Origin of the sequence: Enterococcus larvae, from assembly GCF_017830045.1 — a bacterium.
GTDB classification, from domain to species: domain Bacteria; phylum Bacillota; class Bacilli; order Lactobacillales; family Enterococcaceae; genus Enterococcus_L; species Enterococcus_L larvae.
The window spans coordinates 105,189-123,371 of the sequence record NZ_JAEDXU010000006.1; the positions used below are offsets into that span (position 1 = coordinate 105,189).

Here is an 18,183-nt window from a genome sequence, read left to right on the forward strand (position 1 = left end):
CATCATGTCGGAAAAAATACAACTCACTACAGGCGAAACGATTGAGCTGTTTCATGCAAATGTATTGGTCAAGAAATACATGATTTATTTTCATGGCGGAGGTCTCGTTTACGGCAGTAAAAACGACTTGCCAAAGGAATTGAAACAGCTGTTTTTGGATAAAGGATATACGGTGATCACGATGGACTACCTGTTAACACCAAACAATACCTTAACAGAACTTTTCTCAGCATTAGTCCAAACCTTCCATGCTATCTGTGATCAGATTGAGCACGCCCCCTTCAGCTTTTGCGGACGTTCTGCCGGTAGTTATCTTATGCTGCTTTTGACTAGATACTTAATAGAGAACGAACCAGAAGAACAACCAGAGCAGCTGATCAATTTTTACGGTTATACAGATTTATCATTTATTACAAGCGAAAGAAAATTAGTTGATATCCCTGTTACAGAAAAGGAAATTCAGGCAATCGATACTACCTCTCCAGTTTGGGACGATCCTTTGCTGCAGCGTTACCTGTTATATATCTACGCTGTACAACATCAAAAGTTGGCAAGCTACTACGGGATAACAGAACAGACAAGTGCAGACTTCACAATAACTGAGACGCAGAGACAGCCATTCCCGCCTATCTTCAGCACAGCCAGTACTGCGGATCAAGAGGTTCCTTTTCATTATAGTAAGGCTTTGATTCGGAAGAATACTCGTGACATGTTTGTCCCTGTGTACTATCTAAAACACGATTTCTTAAAGGAGACGCAGGACGATCAGGTCCTCAAGGTTTTTGGAAAGCTGGCAGATTGGCTAGTATAGAAAAACCCCTCTTTCCACGACAGATCAGCTCTGCATCGGAAAGAGGGATTTTTATTTATTCTTTTTGTTGTAGTCAAAATCAGCTTGGTGTATTGGAAAGATACAGCTCAAAATATTCATTCAACAGCTTATAGCCTTCCATTTTCTGCTCAAGCTCTTTTGGCGCATAAATCCACTTGCCCATCACTTTTCTCTTAGAAGCAACTTCTTCAACCTCTTGGAGGAACTGGGGAACACCGTTGACCAGCTGTTGACAGCTGATTTCATTATTCAAACGAATATCCTGTGGATTAGTGCTGTTATTTTGAATCATCGACCAAAGATACGGCAACACTTCGATTTGGCGGATATTTGCATAAACATCCTCCTTAGCAATCATTCCTCGACTGCCAATCCCGCCCTTCACTCTCTTGAAGCAGGCAGAAATATCTGATTCCAGCTTCTTCAAGCGACGTAAAGAGGTCGGTGTGGTTTTATTCTGTTTTGGAACAACCGAATTTGCAGGAAGCTGCTCCGGCTTCGGATGGTCTGAAACACGATTCAGCATCTCTTCAATCGACAATGTCACCGTTGACGGTTCTTCTTGAGGTGCTGGCGGCGTTCCTTGCTGCGCCGGACTCGGCTGTTGTTGATAGCGCGGCATCGGTCTGGAAGCCTGTAAGAAGTCCGATTTTGATGGAAACTCTCTGGAACCGGACGGAATATTTTGATTATTTCTCTGATTTGGATTTCCTGTCAACGCTGGACGCTGCTGCATCTGCGGCGGTGTGGATGGAAACTCCTGCGAAACAGGACGCTGTTGCTGAGGTCCGGCCGGCTGAGTAGGTTGTACCTCAGCAGACTGAGGTTCAGCATCCCCATCCTGTTGATAAATCATCGTTGCTTCAAGCTCTCTTCTTCGATTGGAAGAAAGCTGATCATTTGTTCGAATCTTCTGCTCCAGCTCAGCAATTTTCTGGTGTGCCTGTATCAGCTGAACATCTACCTTACCGACAGTCTGACTTAGTTTTTTGATTTCAACTGCGTTAGCCTTCAACTGTTCTTGGTCGTGATGATGCTGCGCGGCCAATTTTTGCTGAGATTCGCTCTTCTTGAGCTTCATTACAGGAATCTTCTTTTTACTTTGCTTGACATCTGTCAACTCACTTTGCACCGTCTGGACTCTTGCAGTCAGTTGGTCGATCACCTGATTCAGCTTCATCGTTTCAGACGCTGTCTCATGGAGTCTATCATGATCCTTCTCGATTTGAGCGATTTCTTCCGGTGATTGCTCCGCTTCTGAAACCTTGGTCTCAACAGTCGTCAGCTTCTTATTGATTTCCTTTAGCTGTCTGGAAATCGTCAGGATGTCTTTATTGGTCAAAGCCATCTTCTCTTCCAGCTTCGATTGATCATCCACAGGTTGAATATTGTCATTCTGTGCCCGATACAATTCTCTGGCTCTCCGCGACTCTTTCTCTACCTTCATCCCCAGCTTTTCGACTTCCTTTTGAGAGAAATCTGTTCGATCAGCTAAGACCTCCACACGTTTCAACACTTGATTCAGTCGCTGTTCAAGCTTAGTACCCTCTTCCCTTTGTCCATCAAAAAATATTTTAAACTTCGGCGGTGTTTTCGTTTCAGCCGGCTGCTTCTCGATTTTTTCAATCTCTTCGATCTGCTTCAGGACGTTTTCTTGAAACTCCTGAAAAGCAGCGTTCATCTTATCTACTTTTGCAACAGCCTCATCCAAGCGCTTGCTGTTTTCATTTTCTTTTTCTTTTACCGTCTTGACTGCTGCTTCACTTTTAACGACACGCATTTTAGGCGGTGTTTTCTGATTTTTCATGACCTGCAGCTCCGAGTAGACCTCATTCAAGCTTTCATTGAACTGATTCATCATCTCCGTCAAAAGCAGAACCTCACTGGTTGTTTCCTGCCATTCACGAGCCATCACATTACTGCCTGTGTCAGCAGCCGCAAAATTTGAGGTATGTTCAAGAGCCAGCTGCGGAACCTCGAGGGTATCCATCCAGTCTTTCAACTCCGTGATTTGAAATTTGCTCAATGGCTGCGGTAATGCCAGCAGCAGCGTCACATAAACAGCCTTTGCTGTCGTACGAACATACAGGTTTTTAACCACTGCATCCTGGAATTCCTGATTGAACCGCTCCGGCAAATCAGTCAGCAAACGCTCCATCTGTGATAATTCCAGATAGTCTTCTTTTTCTTCAAACTTTCTCACCAAATAAACAGAATACTGGCATAGAATATCTTCAACGTAGATTTCTTCACCTAAACGTTCCTGCTCGATCTCTTTTCTTAAAAAGATTTTCTTGTTCCCTGATGACTGCCTATTTAACTTTTCCATAATCGATTAATGATCCCTTCATATCTATCTGTCATTTTATCTATTGTAGATATTCATCTCACTCTATATGTACTGATTTTCTGCGCTATTACCCATTGTTTATTTTACACCAAAAAAAAGAAGATTCTTTTCATAAAATAATTGATTTCATAAAATATTTGAGAATACTTGGTTTTCAGGCATCGATAACAGCTCTATCTCCCTAATTTAAAGGAATGCATATACTCTATTTTATAATATTTACAGCCTCAACTCAACAACAGCTTACAGCAAATAGAGAACAGTGAAAAATCACTGTCCTCTATACCTGATAAATAGGGCTTTAACGTACGTATATCGTAATCTCTTGTAACCAAATAACAGTCTTCCACGCTCTATACAAATCAAGAATTGCAGATACGCGATCATTCAAGAACTGATTATTGAAGTATGGGAACTTTTTCGGCACAACCTCAGCCTCTATATTCTTTCTCTATTCGCTTTTCCGGTACAAACCACATGATCAAAATACCGATATTAACAATCAGCACAAGATAGGGATGGATCAACCAGCCCAGCAGCAGACCTAAAAGGTTGAAGCCGATAGACAAATAAATCTTATAATACTTGTCGAGGGCGTCCTTCAATTTTGAATTACTTGTTTCTGCCCGAATCAGTTCCTTCATCAATATGTAGTAAGCTACATCTGCCAATAATATGACGAAGCCGTACAACAGTTCCGGTACGAGACTGTCTAGGAAATCTCCAACCCATGCCGTAGCGAAGGGGACCAGCGTCAGTGTGAAGATAAAGAAATTGTTTGCCCATAAAACCCTACCGTTGATTTTATGCACCATTTGAAACATATGGTGATGGTTGTTCCAATATATCGCCAGCATTACAAAGCTGATAACGTAGATAAAAATTTTATGACTGATCTCATACAGCGCTTGCCAGCTGTCTGTCTTTGGCGGTAGAAGCTCCAACACCAGAATCGTCATGATAATTGCAATAACCGCATCTGTAAATGCTTCTATTCTTGTCTTTGACATGTTCAACACCCCATTCATCCCCATTTTACTGTCTTTTACTGTAAAAACAATTAATATGCCCTCCTAAAGATGGAGGGGAAATCAGTCTTGAGGTCGATGTTCGTTTTTCCACTCCTTGCTATACTCTTAGTATAGAAAACAAACAGAGAACGGAGAATATAAAATGAATAATAATTTGGTGGGAAACATTTTTAGATTGGTTGGACTTTTTATCGTAGCAAGTATCGCTATCAGCATGGTACTAAGTGTTGTGGGAACACTCCTATGGTTTGCAGTGAAAATCGCTATTCCTTTGGCAATTGCAGTATGGTTGGTGCATTTGATTGCCAGCCCTCAAAAGAAATGCCGCAGATACTACTAAGCACCTGAAAATCCGTCAATTAACAAGACTTTATATAAATAAAGAAGGAGGCGCTACTTTCCTTACTCCCGACCTCCTGAAATATAAAAGCTTCACCCTGCGATGATTCGCGGAGTGAAGCTTTTACTATTTTACTTGCTGAACAGCAAATGTTTATACTACCTGACGCCTCATCCTATCAATGAAACGCATAAACGATATAGGTGATCCCAAACATCATAAAGTAGAATCCGACTAAAAAGCTCAACGTCAATGCTGAGGACAGTGGATTGAACAATAGGACAAATCCTAATATGATACCCAGTACATCTACAATCAAACTAAACCAATAATAGCCTGTATGGAATGCTTTTGCCAAATCCAATGTGAACAGATTAAAGAAGGAATCCAGAATAAACCAAATCGCAAACACATACGGTAAAACAGATACTCCGATTTGCAAGTTAAGCAGGAGATAAATACCTAAAATGATATCGATCGCACCCAAAACCAGCGGCATATAAGATTTATATCCTGTTAATTCCTTTAGACGGTTTCGCACAAAGATTTCAAATACTCCTTTTATAATGGCAAATACCGCAAAAATCATGACAATCGCTAGTAAATTTCCTGCCGGATCTTGGAAGGACATCAACGAAATAATTACAAACAGAATACCTATTAGTAGTGAACCCCAATCCAATCCTGATGCTTTTCTATCCATTATTTTTTCCACCTCTTTCTTTTATTCTTACATTATTCATGGTACTCCGATAAAGAATTTCGGTCAAAAATAATGATGTGAAAACTCACTATTTTTTCAGAAAATGAAAAAAACAACTGGAATCCTATTGCACATTCCAGTTGTTTTATTTGCGAAAATTACCATAGTATTTCGATTTCATTTTATACATCATCATTGTCTCACTTGAATTTTATAGGATGCTCATTGAAACAGCAGCACCTGACCCTCTTTTCCCCTGATACCCTTCAGCCTGCAAAAAATAAATGGAATAATATCAATACGCTGCCTTGTCCTCAGTTTCCAAGAGATAGCTGTGTTGCTCCAATACTTTTTAAACTGCTAACTCTTTTTGAATTTCGCACGGACACCGCGTTTGATTACATCAAAGAAACCTAGAGACTGTACCATGCGATCTGAAGGAATATACTCCTTTATTGCCCGCAGAACTTGTTTCGGATGTTTTGAGGCAAAGGTAAAGGTGCCGTTTTGCTTCGTTTCGATCGCATATCGAGGAATCCATTTTCCTTTGAAGATTACTGAAGCAATCACATACTCCACTTCTTCCCATGGAATCTGAACATATTTGCGCGAATCACGTGAGTTGTAAAATTCAAACCCCTTATCGCCAATCATGACCTGCCCATAATCCGTAAGTCCTGTATATGCAGTTGCATCCATTACCAAATCTATTTTTGTATTCAGTGATTGAACCATCATATCCGCTCCGTTCCCGTTATTTTGATTCATTTATTATACATTTATCCGTGTGATAAAGCTATTTTAACCCTGTGTTTATCGCTCCGACAGGCCTCTCTTCTATTAAGCAAGAAGGGGCTGGGACAAAACGATTTGTCCAGCCCCTCCAACAGTTCTATAGTCAGATCAGTATTACTACATGACCCTTTTGCTTGGATTATAGAAGTCCAATCACGTGTCCAAGGATACCTACTACGAATAGGCCAAGGATGATAACGATTGGAGAAACCTTCTTCTTAAGAAGCCACATACACAACAGAGTAAGCAGTAATGCTGCCAAACCAGGAATCAGCTGATCCAAGTTGTTCTGCAATGTTGTTACCTTATCTGAAGACAGTGCCAGACCGGAATTGACTTGTTCAAATGCCTGTCTGATCCCTTCACCACCGGAAGGAAGTTTGTCCCATTCGATATACGCGCCATCGTCCAGTTTTACCGTAGAAACGACCGGCAGGAACTTGATGGATACCCATCGTTGAACCAATGCCGCCAATACGAACATCCCTAAAATAGATGCACCCTTTGTTACGTCCTGCAGTAAACCACCTGAAAGGTCTTCTGTGATTTTAGAACCGGCTTTATAACCGAATTCTTGTGTATACCACATGAATGCCCAACGAATGATGTTCCATGCAACGAAGAAAATGATTGGGCCAAGAATGTTGCCGCCCATTGCCAATGATGCACCTAAGGCACCTAACATCGGTCTTACTGTAAACCAGAATACTGGGTCACCGACACCGGCTAAAGGTCCCATCATACCGACCTTAACCCCTTGAATCGCTACATCATCAACAGCCGCGCCATTCGCACGTTCTTCTTCCAATGCAAGTGTTACACCAAGAATTGGTGAAGCAATGTACGGGTGAGTATTAAAGAACTCCAAGTGACGCTGTAATGCTGCAGTACGGTCTTCTTTTGATTTATATAGTTTCTTGATCGCCGGGATCATTGCAAATGCCCAACCACCATTTTGCATACGTTCGTAGTTCCATGAACCTTGAATGAAGGTAGAACGCCATGCAACGGCTAAACGATCTTTTTTTGTTAATTCAATTTTTTCTGCTACTTGAGCTTTTTCTGCCATTTTTTTCTCCTCCTTCAAGATTAATAGTCATTCAGGATATCATCTAACGGGTCACCATGACTTCCGCCACCGCCGCCGTTTGAAGAACCGCCCATTTTAGACAGGTTCAAGTAAATCAATGCTAATGCTACACCTAAAGCACCAAGTGCAATCAGTGTCAATTGAGAAATTGCTGCTACGACAAAACCAATAACGAAGAATGGCCATACTTCTCTTGTTGCCATCATGTTGATTACCAATGCATAACCAACGGCTACGACCATACCACCACCAATTGCCATACCATCTGTCAACCATGCCGGCATTGATTCCAGAACAGATTGTACAGTATGAGCTGGGATGAATAGTAACGCACCTGCAGGAATTGCAATACGCAACCCTTGCATGATTACAGCAATAATATGCCACATTTCCACACCGCGGATATTACCTTCTGAAGCGGCTTTATCCATCAAGTGAACGATCGGTACAGCTAATGTACGAACGACCATTGTCAAGAACAGACCTGCAACTGCCAAAGGAACTGCGATTGCAATCGCTGATGCAACACCTTTATCACCTTGTCCACCTAATACTAAAATAATTGCTGATGCGACTGATGCTAAGGCTGCGTCCGGTGCTACGGCTGCTCCAATGTTTGCCCATCCAAGAGCGATCATCTGCAGGGTACCGCCAAGAATGATACATGCTTCTAAATTACCGGTTACTAAACCGATCAATGTACAAGCTACCAGTGGTTGGTGGAACTGGAACTCATCCAGGATTCCTTCCATACCAGCTAGAAAGGCAACTAATACTACTAAAATTATTGAAATAATAGACATGATAGACCTCCTATTAAATATGATTTTTTTCTATATGAATTCTGCTAAACAGTTCATCCTTAGTAGAAAAGCTATTATCTAGGATACTGACAACGGCAATCCTATTTCGTGTCGCTTATTTAGCCGCATTCATATACGATTATGCGTCTGCTAATTCTGTCTTCGCTTTTTTCAAGATTTCATCCATGTTTGCTTTAGAATCGTTTGGTACTTTACGTACATCGAACTTGATGCCTTTGCTTTCCAATGTTTCAAATGCTTTGACATCTTCTGCGCCCATAGACAACACTTTACTTACCACGACTTTACCAACTGAGTGGGCCATTGAGCCGACATTCAATTCTTTGATGTCTACGCCGCCCTCTACTGCTGTTACAACATCTTCTGGATTTTCAAACAGCAATAATGCTTTTGTATTGCCGAAGCGAGGATCTTTTGCGATCTCGATCATTTTGTTGATCGGAATAACATTTGCTTTAACCCCTGGAGGCGCAGCTTGCTCGATCAGCTTCTTACGAAGGTCATCCTTTGATACTGCATCTGAAACTACGATGATCCGGTTAGGCTGTACTGACTTTGTCCAAGCCGTAGCGACCTGACCATGAAGCAGACGAGAGTCTACACGTGCCAGAACGTATTTGATTTTACCGTCTCCAACGACTGTTCCTGCAGGCAATGAGCCTTTCGGTTGTCCATCATCAACAACAGCTTTTGGTGCTTCTGCCGGTTCCAGTTCTTCCGGTTTGATTTTCACACCTTCTTTAGCAACAGTTAAAACATGCGCAGCAATTTCTTGTGCAGAATTCATTGAAAAACGAGAAGAGTACGCTTCGATCAGCATTGGTAAATTCAACCCGCTGACAATTGCCCATTTGTCTTTACGTTCTTCAAAAAGACTGTTTGCCTGATTGAAAGGTGTACCGCCCCACAAATCAACTAAAAATAGTACTTCCTCATCACTATCAAATGTTGCGATTGCTTCAGTCAATTTTGCTTTTAAATCATCTGGTCCCTCACTGGGCATTAATGTCACAGCTTGTACATTTTCTTGTTCACCAAAGATCATGGAACCTGACTGTAAAATTCCTTCGGCGAATTTTCCGTGACTTGCAAGAATAATCCCTACCATAATTTGTATACCTCCTATGCTTATTTACTTTCTTTTGTATTATTCTGATTCCTTTCAACATGTTTCCTTCACACACATATGAAATAAAAAGTTCAGTTATTTAAGATAGTAGAAATAAAAACAGTTGAAAACAATACAGTAATAAACGCGTTTCATATTAGGCCCCTAACAAACCACATCCTTTCAATGCTTGAAAAGTCCTGTATTGACTTTTTCATTTATAGACAACTTCGATATGAAGTATCTGCCTCACAATAGTTGTTCCTTTTTCAACAGCTCAATCAAGTGTACTTTCCCATCCGCCACTACTTTTCGTATCTCCAAAGTAATTCCCAAAGAATCCAAGTACTTGAAAGCTTCAATGTCCTGCGCATCAACGGCCACTGCATTTGTGATCATTTTTTTTCCATGGGAGAAGCTCATTCCGCCAATATTGACCGAATCCAGCTGAACACCATTTCTCACGACCCGCTCAACATCCTCAGGATTTGTGAACAATAGCATCACTCTAAAGCTGCTGTCAAAACGTTCATCGGGATACACTTGAATCATTTTATCCACTGTAATGACATTTACTTTGACACCCGGCGGCGCTGCTTGGATCAATAGCTTTTTTCTCAGCATATCTTGAGCAACTGTATCGCTGACTACTAAGATACGATTGATATTCATGCTTTTAGTCCATACAGTAGCGACCTGACCATGGATCAGCCGATCATCAATTCTTGCTAGACGAATATCCATCTAAACCTGCACTCCTTTTTATCCAATCATCTATACTTTTGGGGAAGAAGGCATTACTCAGATGGCTGTTCTCTCAACTTACATTTAAAATACTATGTTCTGAAAGATATTGCCAAAATAAAGCCCTTTGACTCTTGGAATGTTGGTTCGTCTTATTATAAGCAAGTATCGTGCCAACTTAGTGTATCTTGTTTAAAACTCATATATATTAAGGTTTTCATAATAAAAAAGATACACTGTATTATTTATACAGTGTATCTTTTTTGTGTATTCAGTCGAATAAATCATCTGTATTTTTTTGTATATCCTTCTGTGAGTTATGAACCATATGGACCATGTAGTAAATCTCCGGCTCTGCAATCACCAACTTAAAGGACTCGTTCAAAAAGAGCAGCGCTTTTGAAATCTCTCCATAAAAGGCATCCTCTTTCATTTCCTCCAAAAGTGTTGGCTCTACACTTAAAGGATCTTGCCGTAATGCTCTTTCCAATACCCCTGCCATGTGCATGATCATATTTATATAGAAGGTATAGGACTCTTCCAAACTCAGCTTTGTCTGGACCGTATCCACAAACTGCCATAAAAGCGGCAGGACTTTCTGCGCATTGATAAAGGTAAAGCTCTGCTCCATATAATCAATACAGATTCGCTTCGCTGCTTGCTCGTCAATGCTCATGTCATGGATCGCCAGCTCATCGTCATAAACAAGGTGCTCGATCACCTCAGCAGCTTCACCGGAAAAGAAGGTTTCCATAGGAATGAAGGGAACATTGATTTTAGGATCAGTGATCCCTGTCGCCGCAATGATATGGTATTGCTGATGCAATTCCCTTGCCCTCTTTTGAACGTCCAGAATCGAACAAGGAACGACCGATAGATGCTGCTCTGTCTGCGGCGTCAGATACCCTTCAATCAGTTCCTTCATCCGCTGTGCTGTTCCTTCTCCGGAAGCACAGATAGCAAGGATCATCTTTTTCTTGATAGGCGGTAGTCCCAATTCTTTTTTATTCTTTAGTGTATTCATCCCAGCATAACCGTGGAAATTTTTCAAAGAATCGTACAGATCGTTCAGATGGGTGTCCAGCAGCGTTGTCTTTCTGGCCGTCTCCAACACAATCGGTGTCGTGACCATATCGACCGTCCGTACATCGATCCCCGTCTGCCGAATGATCTCATCTGAAAAGGTGCTTAATGAGCCCATATCAACCAATAGGATCACACCACTTCCCTCATCAACTGCTTTTACAGCCTGAACGATTTCCGTCAATGCTTCCTGTGGCTTCATCTCAAGCGGCATATCGACAGATTTCAAGTTATCGACATTCAGCAGCTTTACTACGACTTCAACCATGCTTGTTGCTGTACTCTTGCCATGTGCTGCAACAACAATACCGATTCTGCCGGCACTTTTGTTTTCTCTCAAAGAAATAAGCAAAACAGCAATGTAGTAGGTTTCCGATTCCGGAATGGAAAGTTGATAGACCTCTTCGATCATTTCTTTGATTTCCTGTGCTGTTTCAAACTCCTTTGGATAGTCCAGCACCATATTTCTCAAGTTTTCATTTAAGTCATGCTGTCTTTTATCTCCAATTTGGATTCGTTTTAGGAACGAACTGATATGCAAACTCATCGCATAAATGAAATTCGATTGGAAGTCATACCCCAGTCTTGCTTTGGAAAGACTGAAAATTTCTCTGGTAATATCGATAATTTGCTGATCCATGATCTCTGCCAGCTTCTTTTCTGTATCGAAGGTAAAGCCGTGGTTTCGATAGAATGACTTCAAATGAACATTGATATCTGTCGTGATGAAATTATTGATTACTTCCTGATCCAGTCCATCTGCCTTAAGAAGTGCAGCTTTATCTCCAATGATCTCATACAGATTATAAGGCAGCTCATAGGAATCGGATTGAACAGTAACCAATGATTCATTTGGAGAGACCACCATCTTAGGCTCTAAGTACTGAGACAGCTCCGCCAGTGCTTCGCGATTGCTGGCCAGCTGCAGCATCCCATCTTTGATTCCATCAGTCAGCTCAGTCATAGTGATCACCAGTTCCGGCTGATCGATGTGGTTCAAAAATCCCCTGGCAGTTACCAGCTGAACATTCGATTTAAGCTGTCCGATATTCCCGTAGGTCACACTTCCGATCAAGGCTTTGACCACATCTTCAGACAGAGTGATTTTCCGTTGGATTCGATTGGCTTCCATCGCCACCATGATTTTGACCAGTTCAACCTTTTCCTTGGCAGGACGGTTATTAAAATGGGGCAATTGAATAATGATTGGAATCCGTCGAACAAAGGTATTCAGTAACGCCGATGCCGGATTCTCTGTCGTCGCACAGATGATTCGAACATCCGCATGATTGGTTTTCGTCGTTTCTCCTAAGCGAGAATACGTGCCATGATCCATAAAATAGAAAATCATTTCCTGGCCTTCCGGAGGGAGACGATGGACCTCATCTAAAAACAGAATCCCACCATTCGCCTCATGAATCAAGCCTTCTTTTGTTGTAGTCGCCCCAGTAAACGCCCCTTCTACATAACCGAATAAATGAGACATCAGCAGCTCCGGATTATGAGCATAGTCGGCACAATTAAAAACAATCAGTTCTTTTTGGTCATGAACAATATTGTTGATTTGGGCAAACTGAAACATCGCATGGGCAAAATAAGTCTTTCCTGAGCCTGTCGGTCCAACAATTAGACAATTCAAGCCCTTCGGCGGATATAGAATTGCTGCCTTGGCCTGCTCAACCGGTGTCTTCATACTACCGGACGCTCCGATCATCTTTTGGAAAATATCATCCAACGGATAGCTGCTTTGGCTATTGTCCGGTTCGCTATTGGACCATACCGCTCTAGCAGTCTTTGCTGATTTTGACTCCTGCGCCTTCTCCCGATAACTTTTTACATGACCCTTCAACGGCTGATAATGAACCACCGACTTATCAACATACCTTACCGGACGACCATCGATTTTTTCAAGAAGCCCCTCCCGAACAAGCTGGTTCAAATCCTTACTAGCATTTGTTCGCTGGATATCCATTGCCTCTGACAGCTCTGAAGTAGTGACCCCAAACCCCATCGATAGCTCTGAAGAAGACAACTTTTCTGTTTTTTCCTTTACATACAGATAGATTCTCTCGATTCTTTTCATTATTTATCCCCTCATTTATCAATGATACACTATTTCCTCATGTGTATCATACAGTGTATCCTCAAAAAAGTACACTAATATCTACTTGATCGCTTAGTTGATAATCCCTTTGTCTTCTCCTTTTTTCCTTAGTTAGCCCATAGATTTTTATTCTTTTCTTTCTCTTCACTCTTCTTCTATCTAAGAATCCATTGAAACTGCTTGAAAAATAAGGGTTTCCTCGCTATAATGCAAAGAGGCTCTATATAAATCCTATTTAAATGATACATTGCCTAAAATATGTCTTTTGTTTGTACCGTCGGCAAAAGACATGTGAGACATGCTTCTCTATTTAGTGGGATTTATTAATAGTAATAATAGAAAAGTGAGGAAAAAGATTGATTACTGTAAATGATGTAAGTTTGTTGTTTTCTGACCGCAAACTTTTTGATGATGTAAATATTAAATTCAACCCCGGGAACTGCTATGGCTTGATTGGCGCAAATGGTGCCGGAAAATCAACCTTTCTGAAAATTTTGTCTGGTGACATCCAGCCAACAACAGGGACCGTAACATTGGGGCCGGACGAACGGATGGCAACACTGAAACAGAACCATTTTGACTATGAAGAATATACCGTTCTTGAAACAGTTATCATGGGACATAAGCGTTTATACGAAGTAATGAAAGAAAAAGATGCGATCTATATGAAAGAAGATTTTTCTGACGAAGATGGCATTCGTGCGGCTGAGCTGGAAGGCGAATTTGCTGAATTAGATGGCTGGGAAGCTGAACCGGAAGCGGCTGTTTTGCTGCAAGGGCTGAACATCCCTGAAAGCCTGCATGACCAGAAAATGAGTGAATTGACAGCCGGACAAAAAATCAAAGTCCTGTTGGCCCAGTCTCTGTTCGGTAAGCCAGATGTCTTACTTCTGGATGAGCCTACCAATGGACTGGATACTCGTTCGATCGCATGGTTGGAAGAATTTTTGATCAACTTTGACAACACTGTTATTGTCGTTTCCCATGACCGTCACTTTTTGAATAAAGTATGTACACATATGGCCGATTTAGACTTTGGAAAAATCAAACTATATGTAGGGAACTATGATTTCTGGTTGGAATCCAGTCAATTAGCTGCAAGACTGCAATCTGATTCTAATGCGAAAAAAGAAGAGCAGATCAAAGAACTGCAAGACTTTATTGCACGATTCAGTGCCAACGCTTCTAAATCGAAGCAAGCAACTTCACGGAAGAAAATGCTGGATAAAATCACATTAGATGATATTCAACCTTCTTCTCGCCGCTATCCTTTCGTTGGCTTTAAGCCTGAAAGAGAAATCGGGAATGACTTGCTTCAAGTAGAAAATGTGTCTGTTACATTAGATGGAAAAAAAGTGCTGGATAATATCAGCTTCACGCTGAATAAAGATGATAAAGTGGCCTTTATTGCAGACAATGATATTGTCACTACAACATTATTCAAAGTTCTTATGGGTGAAATCACTCCTGACAGCGGAAGCGTCCGTTGGGGTGTAACAACTAGTCAAGCCTATCTTCCGAAGGACAACAGCCAAGATTTCGATACAGATCTAACGATTCTTGATTGGCTGCGCCAATTTGCCAGCAAGGAAGAAGATGACAATACATTCCTGCGAAGCTTCTTAGGTAGAATGCTGTTTTCAGGTGAAGAAGTCCTGAAATCAGTGAAGGTTCTTTCCGGTGGAGAAAAAGTACGTGTTATGCTTTCTAAGCTGATGCTTTCTAAATCAAATGTGCTTGTGCTGGACGATCCAACCAATCACTTAGACTTAGAATCCATCACAGCCCTGAATGATGGGTTGATTGCATTCCCTGGTGCTATTCTATTCGGCTCTCACGATCACCAGTTCATTCAAACACTGGCGAATCGGATCATTGCCGTTTCCGATAAAGGAGTCGTTGACCGAGCGGATACAACTTATGATGAGTTCCTTGACAACAAGGACGTTCAAAAGCAGCTGGATCAATTATTCAATGGTGAATATTAATACCTGAAAATCCAAAACAAAGCTTGAGATTCGCTGAATCTCAAGCCTTGTTTTTATTTAATGACATAATTCTCTCAAATAACTTTTTGGAACGCATTATTTTATATTTAATAATATATTTCTGATATATTATTCTCATAATTTGAAAGGAGAGAATAATATGAACAACGATGCTGAACGAATCTTATGCGAAAGTGATTTCATGATATTGAGCACAAGTGATGAAGCCGGATTCCCTCATTCCAAAATTATTTCTCAACCCATACTGAGGCAAAGCTATCACTCGATGAAATTTTACTTGAGCGCGAGCAGTCAAACTGTTAAAAATGCACATAAAAACAGCAAAGGCAGCCTTTGTGTGCTTCAGTCTGATACATATGAAAGTCTTTTACTGAAGGGCCTGTTAACCATCGACTCCATTAGTAAATACGACTCCATCTCAAAGCATTTAGATCAGTATAAAAAAGTGCTGCAGTATCCTGATCCTGTTATTTTATGCTTTGAAATAATGACCTTGAACCATATAAAAAATACTTCATTAACTGATATAAATCCCAAATTATTTAATAATCAATAAAAAAATCAGGTGGAGAACGTACAACGTTCACACCTGATTTTTTTGTGTGGAAAAGCAAAAAAACTGCTGTTCAAAAAAGAAAAACTTGTTTACCGGATGGATAGATGCTATATTTTGATACAACTAACGAGTAAGAAAAAAGAGGAGTGATCGATTCTATGCGTCTGTCTAAACAGTTTCCCTTTAGAATGAGCCTGATGAATGCAACTGTTATTCCAACACAAATGAATGACAGCATTAATTTATTTTTGATGCTGAACGGTTCAATCAATATCAGTACGCCCGATCAGGAGTATTTACTGCACACAGACGATCTTCTGATCATCAATCCTTTTCAACAATACAAAATAGTCGGGACAGAAAAAAATCTCTTTTTATATTTACAAATTTCCAGAGAACAAATGGCTCAGCATGTTTCATTGACGGAGCTTCCTTATTTTGATTGCTGTTCCTTGGATGCCTCCGAAACTAAAAAAGAGCAGTTCAAGAAGCTGAGAGAGACTTTAGCTCGCTTAATGGTCGCTTACTTCAAGAAAAATGAAGAAACTGATTTAGAAGTCTACCAGTATTTATTTACTCTACTGACCTGCTTAATAAAAGAATTCAAAAAGGCAGCTATTCCGACACACCCATTAAGCATCACGACAACCGACGAAAAAATCAATGCTATTATTGAGCATATCCAAAAAAATTATGATGAGCCGATTTCATTGGAACAGCTGGCCAAGGCAGCTGACCTTTCTTATTATCATCTGTCTCGCCTATTCAAAAAACAGGTGGGCGTGACATTTACAGAGTATCAAAATCAAATCAAGCTGATCCATGCAACAGAGGAGCTCTTACTAACAGATCATGCAATCGTAAAAATTGCCTTGAATAATGGCTTTGCCAGCGTTAAGCATTTTCATCAGGTGTTCAAGAAGAAATATGGGCTGACCCCCTCAGTCTATCGAAAGGAACACTCTGCGGACAGAAACTTACTGAAAAATACTGACGATGCGGCTGATTTTCAGGAACTTTCAGGAACGATTGCTTTACAGGAGCTTGCCAAATATTTAGTGGAAAACGATATTGATGATGAAAGTGTGGTCATTAAGCAAGAACTATCACTAACTATTCCAAATACTGCACAGCCGGAATACCGACAGACTAAAAAAATCATTAAAATCGGTCAGGCATCTGAAGGATTATCCAACACGGTTCAACGAGAATTGAACAGTCTGCAAAAAGAAAGTCATTTTGATTTGATTCAATTTACCGGCTTTTGTGAAGAGTCTAATTTTGAAAGTGATGTTCATTTGATTTCAGAGTATATAAGGAATAATCAATGGTTCGATTTTTTAGTACAGATTCAGCTAAAACCAATGATTCAGCTCATTCCATCAGAACAGCTTCTCCATCGAAAAGAAATGCAAGTTTGGTGTGACCGACAATTGAAAATGCTGCGCCATTTCTTGAATCGATATGGATATGAAGAAATGGACCAATGGTTTCTCGAATGGCATCTTTCTGGTTCAGACAATGAACAACAGAAGGCTGCCAGTTATTGGGGATATAATTATTTCTATCGGAAATTGAAACAACTGATTCCCCAGTGTACGATTGGCTTTCAAGCACTGACTTCTTTAGATGATCGGGCGTACTCTTCTTATTGTGAATTTCTTCAATTACAAAAGGAACAGCATTGCCTGCCTGGGTTCATCAGCTTTCAAGCGGACCCTTATGACAGCTACCAAATAAAAAAGGAACACTCACTATATTTCAAAGAGTATCAAAAAAATATTTTGGACCGAGTTCTTGTCGGTATCTCTCTCATTCAATCAGAAGAGGACATGGGTTGGCAGCCGGAAATTTATTTAACCAATTGGAACACATTAGTCGGCGAAGGAGATACACTAGCGGGAACATTCTTCCGCTCAGCGTTGATTCTGGAATCAATCATTGAGCTGTCTGAACAAATTTCAGGTATGGCCTTTTGGTTGAACATCAAAGTGAAGGAACGCCAGACACATCGCCGAGAAGACAGCAGTCTGTCTGTATTTCTCTACGAAGAGCTACGACGACCGCTATTCTTTTCTCTGTCATTTTTGGATCGCATGTCTGGACAGTTGATTTCTAAAGGTGATGGCTATCTGCTGACTCAGCACAACAGTCATTACCAGCTGCTGCTTTATAACTCTAGTTATCTAGACCCGATGTATTCCGTTGATTCTTATCAGGTTCAGTATCAATCAAAGAAAATGGCTGTTCATCTGAACAATATGCCTGCCGGTGATTATCTACTAAGACACTATGTCCTTGATAAAGATCATGGCGGGATTTACAATGACTGGATTCGTGTTGGTGGTCAGACTGAAATTGATTTGGAGCTTTTGACCTATCTGACAAAGAAAATCATGCCGAAATTTGAACTATCTAGAGAATGTGTTTCGCCTGAAGGCTTCACGCTTGATTCGACATTGACCTTGAACGCCTGCCAGCTTTATATTTTTCAACCTATCCATTGAGCAAAAACAACCTCTTTGTTTTTGCTCAATGGATATTTTTTTGTTTTATATCCAACTATTTTCATTCTAATACGCAAAAAAGAGAATGTTTAATTGCCATATCTTTT

14 protein-coding genes are annotated in these 18,183 nt (G+C 40.7%); 5 read left to right on the forward strand and 9 right to left on the reverse strand.

The window, feature by feature from the left end; genetic code table 11:
- Positions 1 to 4: 4 nt before the first annotated feature.
- A complete protein-coding gene (locus I6N96_RS12285; protein WP_209557840.1) occupies positions 5 to 811 on the forward strand; it encodes an alpha/beta hydrolase in 807 nt (268 codons plus the stop codon).
- 79 nt (positions 812 to 890) lie between these two features.
- On the opposite strand, the gene I6N96_RS12290 is transcribed toward I6N96_RS12285, so the two are convergent.
- Positions 891 to 3,161: a proline-rich domain-containing protein gene (locus tag I6N96_RS12290; RefSeq protein WP_209557841.1), complete on the reverse strand. Its 2,271-nt coding sequence runs from the start codon at positions 3,159 to 3,161 to the stop codon at positions 891 to 893.
- Positions 3,162 to 3,613: 452 nt separating this feature from the next.
- Positions 3,614 to 4,192 carry a TMEM175 family protein gene (locus I6N96_RS12295; RefSeq protein WP_209557842.1) on the reverse strand — a complete coding sequence of 193 codons (579 nt, stop codon included), beginning with the start codon at positions 4,190 to 4,192 and terminating at the stop codon, positions 3,614 to 3,616.
- Between the two features lie 163 nt (positions 4,193 to 4,355).
- On the opposite strand from I6N96_RS12295, the gene I6N96_RS12300 reads away from it, so the two are divergent.
- A complete protein-coding gene (locus tag I6N96_RS12300) occupies positions 4,356 to 4,553 on the forward strand; it encodes a hypothetical protein (RefSeq protein ID WP_209557843.1) in 198 nt (65 codons plus the stop codon).
- Between the two features lie 178 nt (positions 4,554 to 4,731).
- On the opposite strand, the gene I6N96_RS12305 is transcribed toward I6N96_RS12300, so the two are convergent.
- The 7 genes from I6N96_RS12305 to I6N96_RS12335 form a co-directional block, all read right to left on the reverse strand.
- Positions 4,732 to 5,256 carry an HdeD family acid-resistance protein gene (locus I6N96_RS12305; RefSeq protein ID WP_209557844.1) on the reverse strand — a complete coding sequence of 175 codons (525 nt, stop codon included), beginning with the start codon at positions 5,254 to 5,256 and terminating at the stop codon, positions 4,732 to 4,734.
- 360 nt (positions 5,257 to 5,616) lie between these two features.
- A complete protein-coding gene (locus I6N96_RS12310; RefSeq protein ID WP_209557987.1) occupies positions 5,617 to 5,991 on the reverse strand; it encodes a DUF956 family protein in 375 nt (124 codons plus the stop codon).
- 199 nt (positions 5,992 to 6,190) lie between these two features.
- Entirely contained in the window at positions 6,191 to 7,120 is a 930-nt protein-coding gene (locus tag I6N96_RS12315) for a PTS system mannose/fructose/sorbose family transporter subunit IID (protein WP_209557845.1), read from the reverse strand.
- 20 nt (positions 7,121 to 7,140) lie between these two features.
- On the reverse strand, positions 7,141 to 7,944 hold the full coding sequence (locus I6N96_RS12320; RefSeq protein WP_209557846.1) for a PTS mannose/fructose/sorbose transporter subunit IIC: 804 nt from the start codon (positions 7,942 to 7,944) through the stop codon (positions 7,141 to 7,143).
- Between the two features lie 139 nt (positions 7,945 to 8,083).
- Positions 8,084 to 9,073, reverse strand: coding sequence for a mannose/fructose/sorbose PTS transporter subunit IIA (locus I6N96_RS12325; RefSeq protein ID WP_209557847.1), 990 nt, complete (start codon positions 9,071 to 9,073; stop codon positions 8,084 to 8,086).
- A gap of 249 nt (positions 9,074 to 9,322) precedes the next feature.
- A complete protein-coding gene (locus tag I6N96_RS12330; RefSeq protein ID WP_209557848.1) occupies positions 9,323 to 9,817 on the reverse strand; it encodes a mannose/fructose/sorbose PTS transporter subunit IIB in 495 nt (164 codons plus the stop codon).
- A 271-nt stretch (positions 9,818 to 10,088) separates the two neighbouring features.
- Positions 10,089 to 12,983: a sigma-54-dependent transcriptional regulator gene (locus I6N96_RS12335; protein WP_209557849.1), complete on the reverse strand. Its 2,895-nt coding sequence runs from the start codon at positions 12,981 to 12,983 to the stop codon at positions 10,089 to 10,091.
- Between the two features lie 377 nt (positions 12,984 to 13,360).
- Here I6N96_RS12335 and I6N96_RS12340 point away from each other — a divergent pair, with 377 nt between their 5' ends.
- The 3 genes from I6N96_RS12340 (at position 13,361) to I6N96_RS12350 (ending at position 18,076) form a co-directional block, all read left to right on the forward strand.
- Positions 13,361 to 14,992, forward strand: coding sequence for an ABC-F family ATP-binding cassette domain-containing protein (locus tag I6N96_RS12340; RefSeq protein ID WP_209557850.1), 1,632 nt, complete (start codon positions 13,361 to 13,363; stop codon positions 14,990 to 14,992).
- Between the two features lie 160 nt (positions 14,993 to 15,152).
- The gene (locus I6N96_RS12345; protein WP_209557851.1) at positions 15,153 to 15,569 is read left to right on the forward strand and encodes a pyridoxamine 5'-phosphate oxidase family protein; all 417 of its coding nucleotides are present in this window, start codon (positions 15,153 to 15,155) and stop codon (positions 15,567 to 15,569) included.
- Positions 15,570 to 15,727: 158 nt separating this feature from the next.
- Positions 15,728 to 18,076, forward strand: a complete 2,349-nt coding sequence (locus I6N96_RS12350; protein ID WP_209557852.1) for a helix-turn-helix domain-containing protein — start codon at positions 15,728 to 15,730, stop codon at positions 18,074 to 18,076.
- The last annotated feature ends 107 nt before the right edge of the window (positions 18,077 to 18,183 follow it).

What these genes read in the sequence shown, in the direction of transcription:
- I6N96_RS12320 (WP_209557846.1), bottom strand. Translation starts at nt 7,944, where the DNA reads ATGTCTATTATTTCAATAATTTTAGTAGTATTAGTTGCCTTTCTAGCT.
- I6N96_RS12345 (WP_209557851.1), top strand. Translation starts at nt 15,153, where the DNA reads ATGAACAACGATGCTGAACGAATCTTATGCGAAAGTGATTTCATGATA.
- I6N96_RS12285 (WP_209557840.1), top strand. Translation starts at nt 5, where the DNA reads ATGTCGGAAAAAATACAACTCACTACAGGCGAAACGATTGAGCTGTTT.
- I6N96_RS12300 (WP_209557843.1), top strand. Translation starts at nt 4,356, where the DNA reads ATGAATAATAATTTGGTGGGAAACATTTTTAGATTGGTTGGACTTTTT.
- I6N96_RS12350 (WP_209557852.1), top strand. Translation starts at nt 15,728, where the DNA reads ATGCGTCTGTCTAAACAGTTTCCCTTTAGAATGAGCCTGATGAATGCA.
- I6N96_RS12325 (WP_209557847.1), bottom strand. Translation starts at nt 9,073, where the DNA reads ATGGTAGGGATTATTCTTGCAAGTCACGGAAAATTCGCCGAAGGAATT.
- I6N96_RS12290 (WP_209557841.1), bottom strand. Translation starts at nt 3,161, where the DNA reads ATGGAAAAGTTAAATAGGCAGTCATCAGGGAACAAGAAAATCTTTTTA.
- I6N96_RS12335 (WP_209557849.1), bottom strand. Translation starts at nt 12,983, where the DNA reads ATGAAAAGAATCGAGAGAATCTATCTGTATGTAAAGGAAAAAACAGAA.
- I6N96_RS12315 (WP_209557845.1), bottom strand. Translation starts at nt 7,120, where the DNA reads ATGGCAGAAAAAGCTCAAGTAGCAGAAAAAATTGAATTAACAAAAAAA.
- I6N96_RS12310 (WP_209557987.1), bottom strand. Translation starts at nt 5,991, where the DNA reads ATGGTTCAATCACTGAATACAAAAATAGATTTGGTAATGGATGCAACT.
- I6N96_RS12295 (WP_209557842.1), bottom strand. Translation starts at nt 4,192, where the DNA reads ATGTCAAAGACAAGAATAGAAGCATTTACAGATGCGGTTATTGCAATT.
- I6N96_RS12330 (WP_209557848.1), bottom strand. Translation starts at nt 9,817, where the DNA reads ATGGATATTCGTCTAGCAAGAATTGATGATCGGCTGATCCATGGTCAG.
- I6N96_RS12305 (WP_209557844.1), bottom strand. Translation starts at nt 5,256, where the DNA reads ATGGATAGAAAAGCATCAGGATTGGATTGGGGTTCACTACTAATAGGT.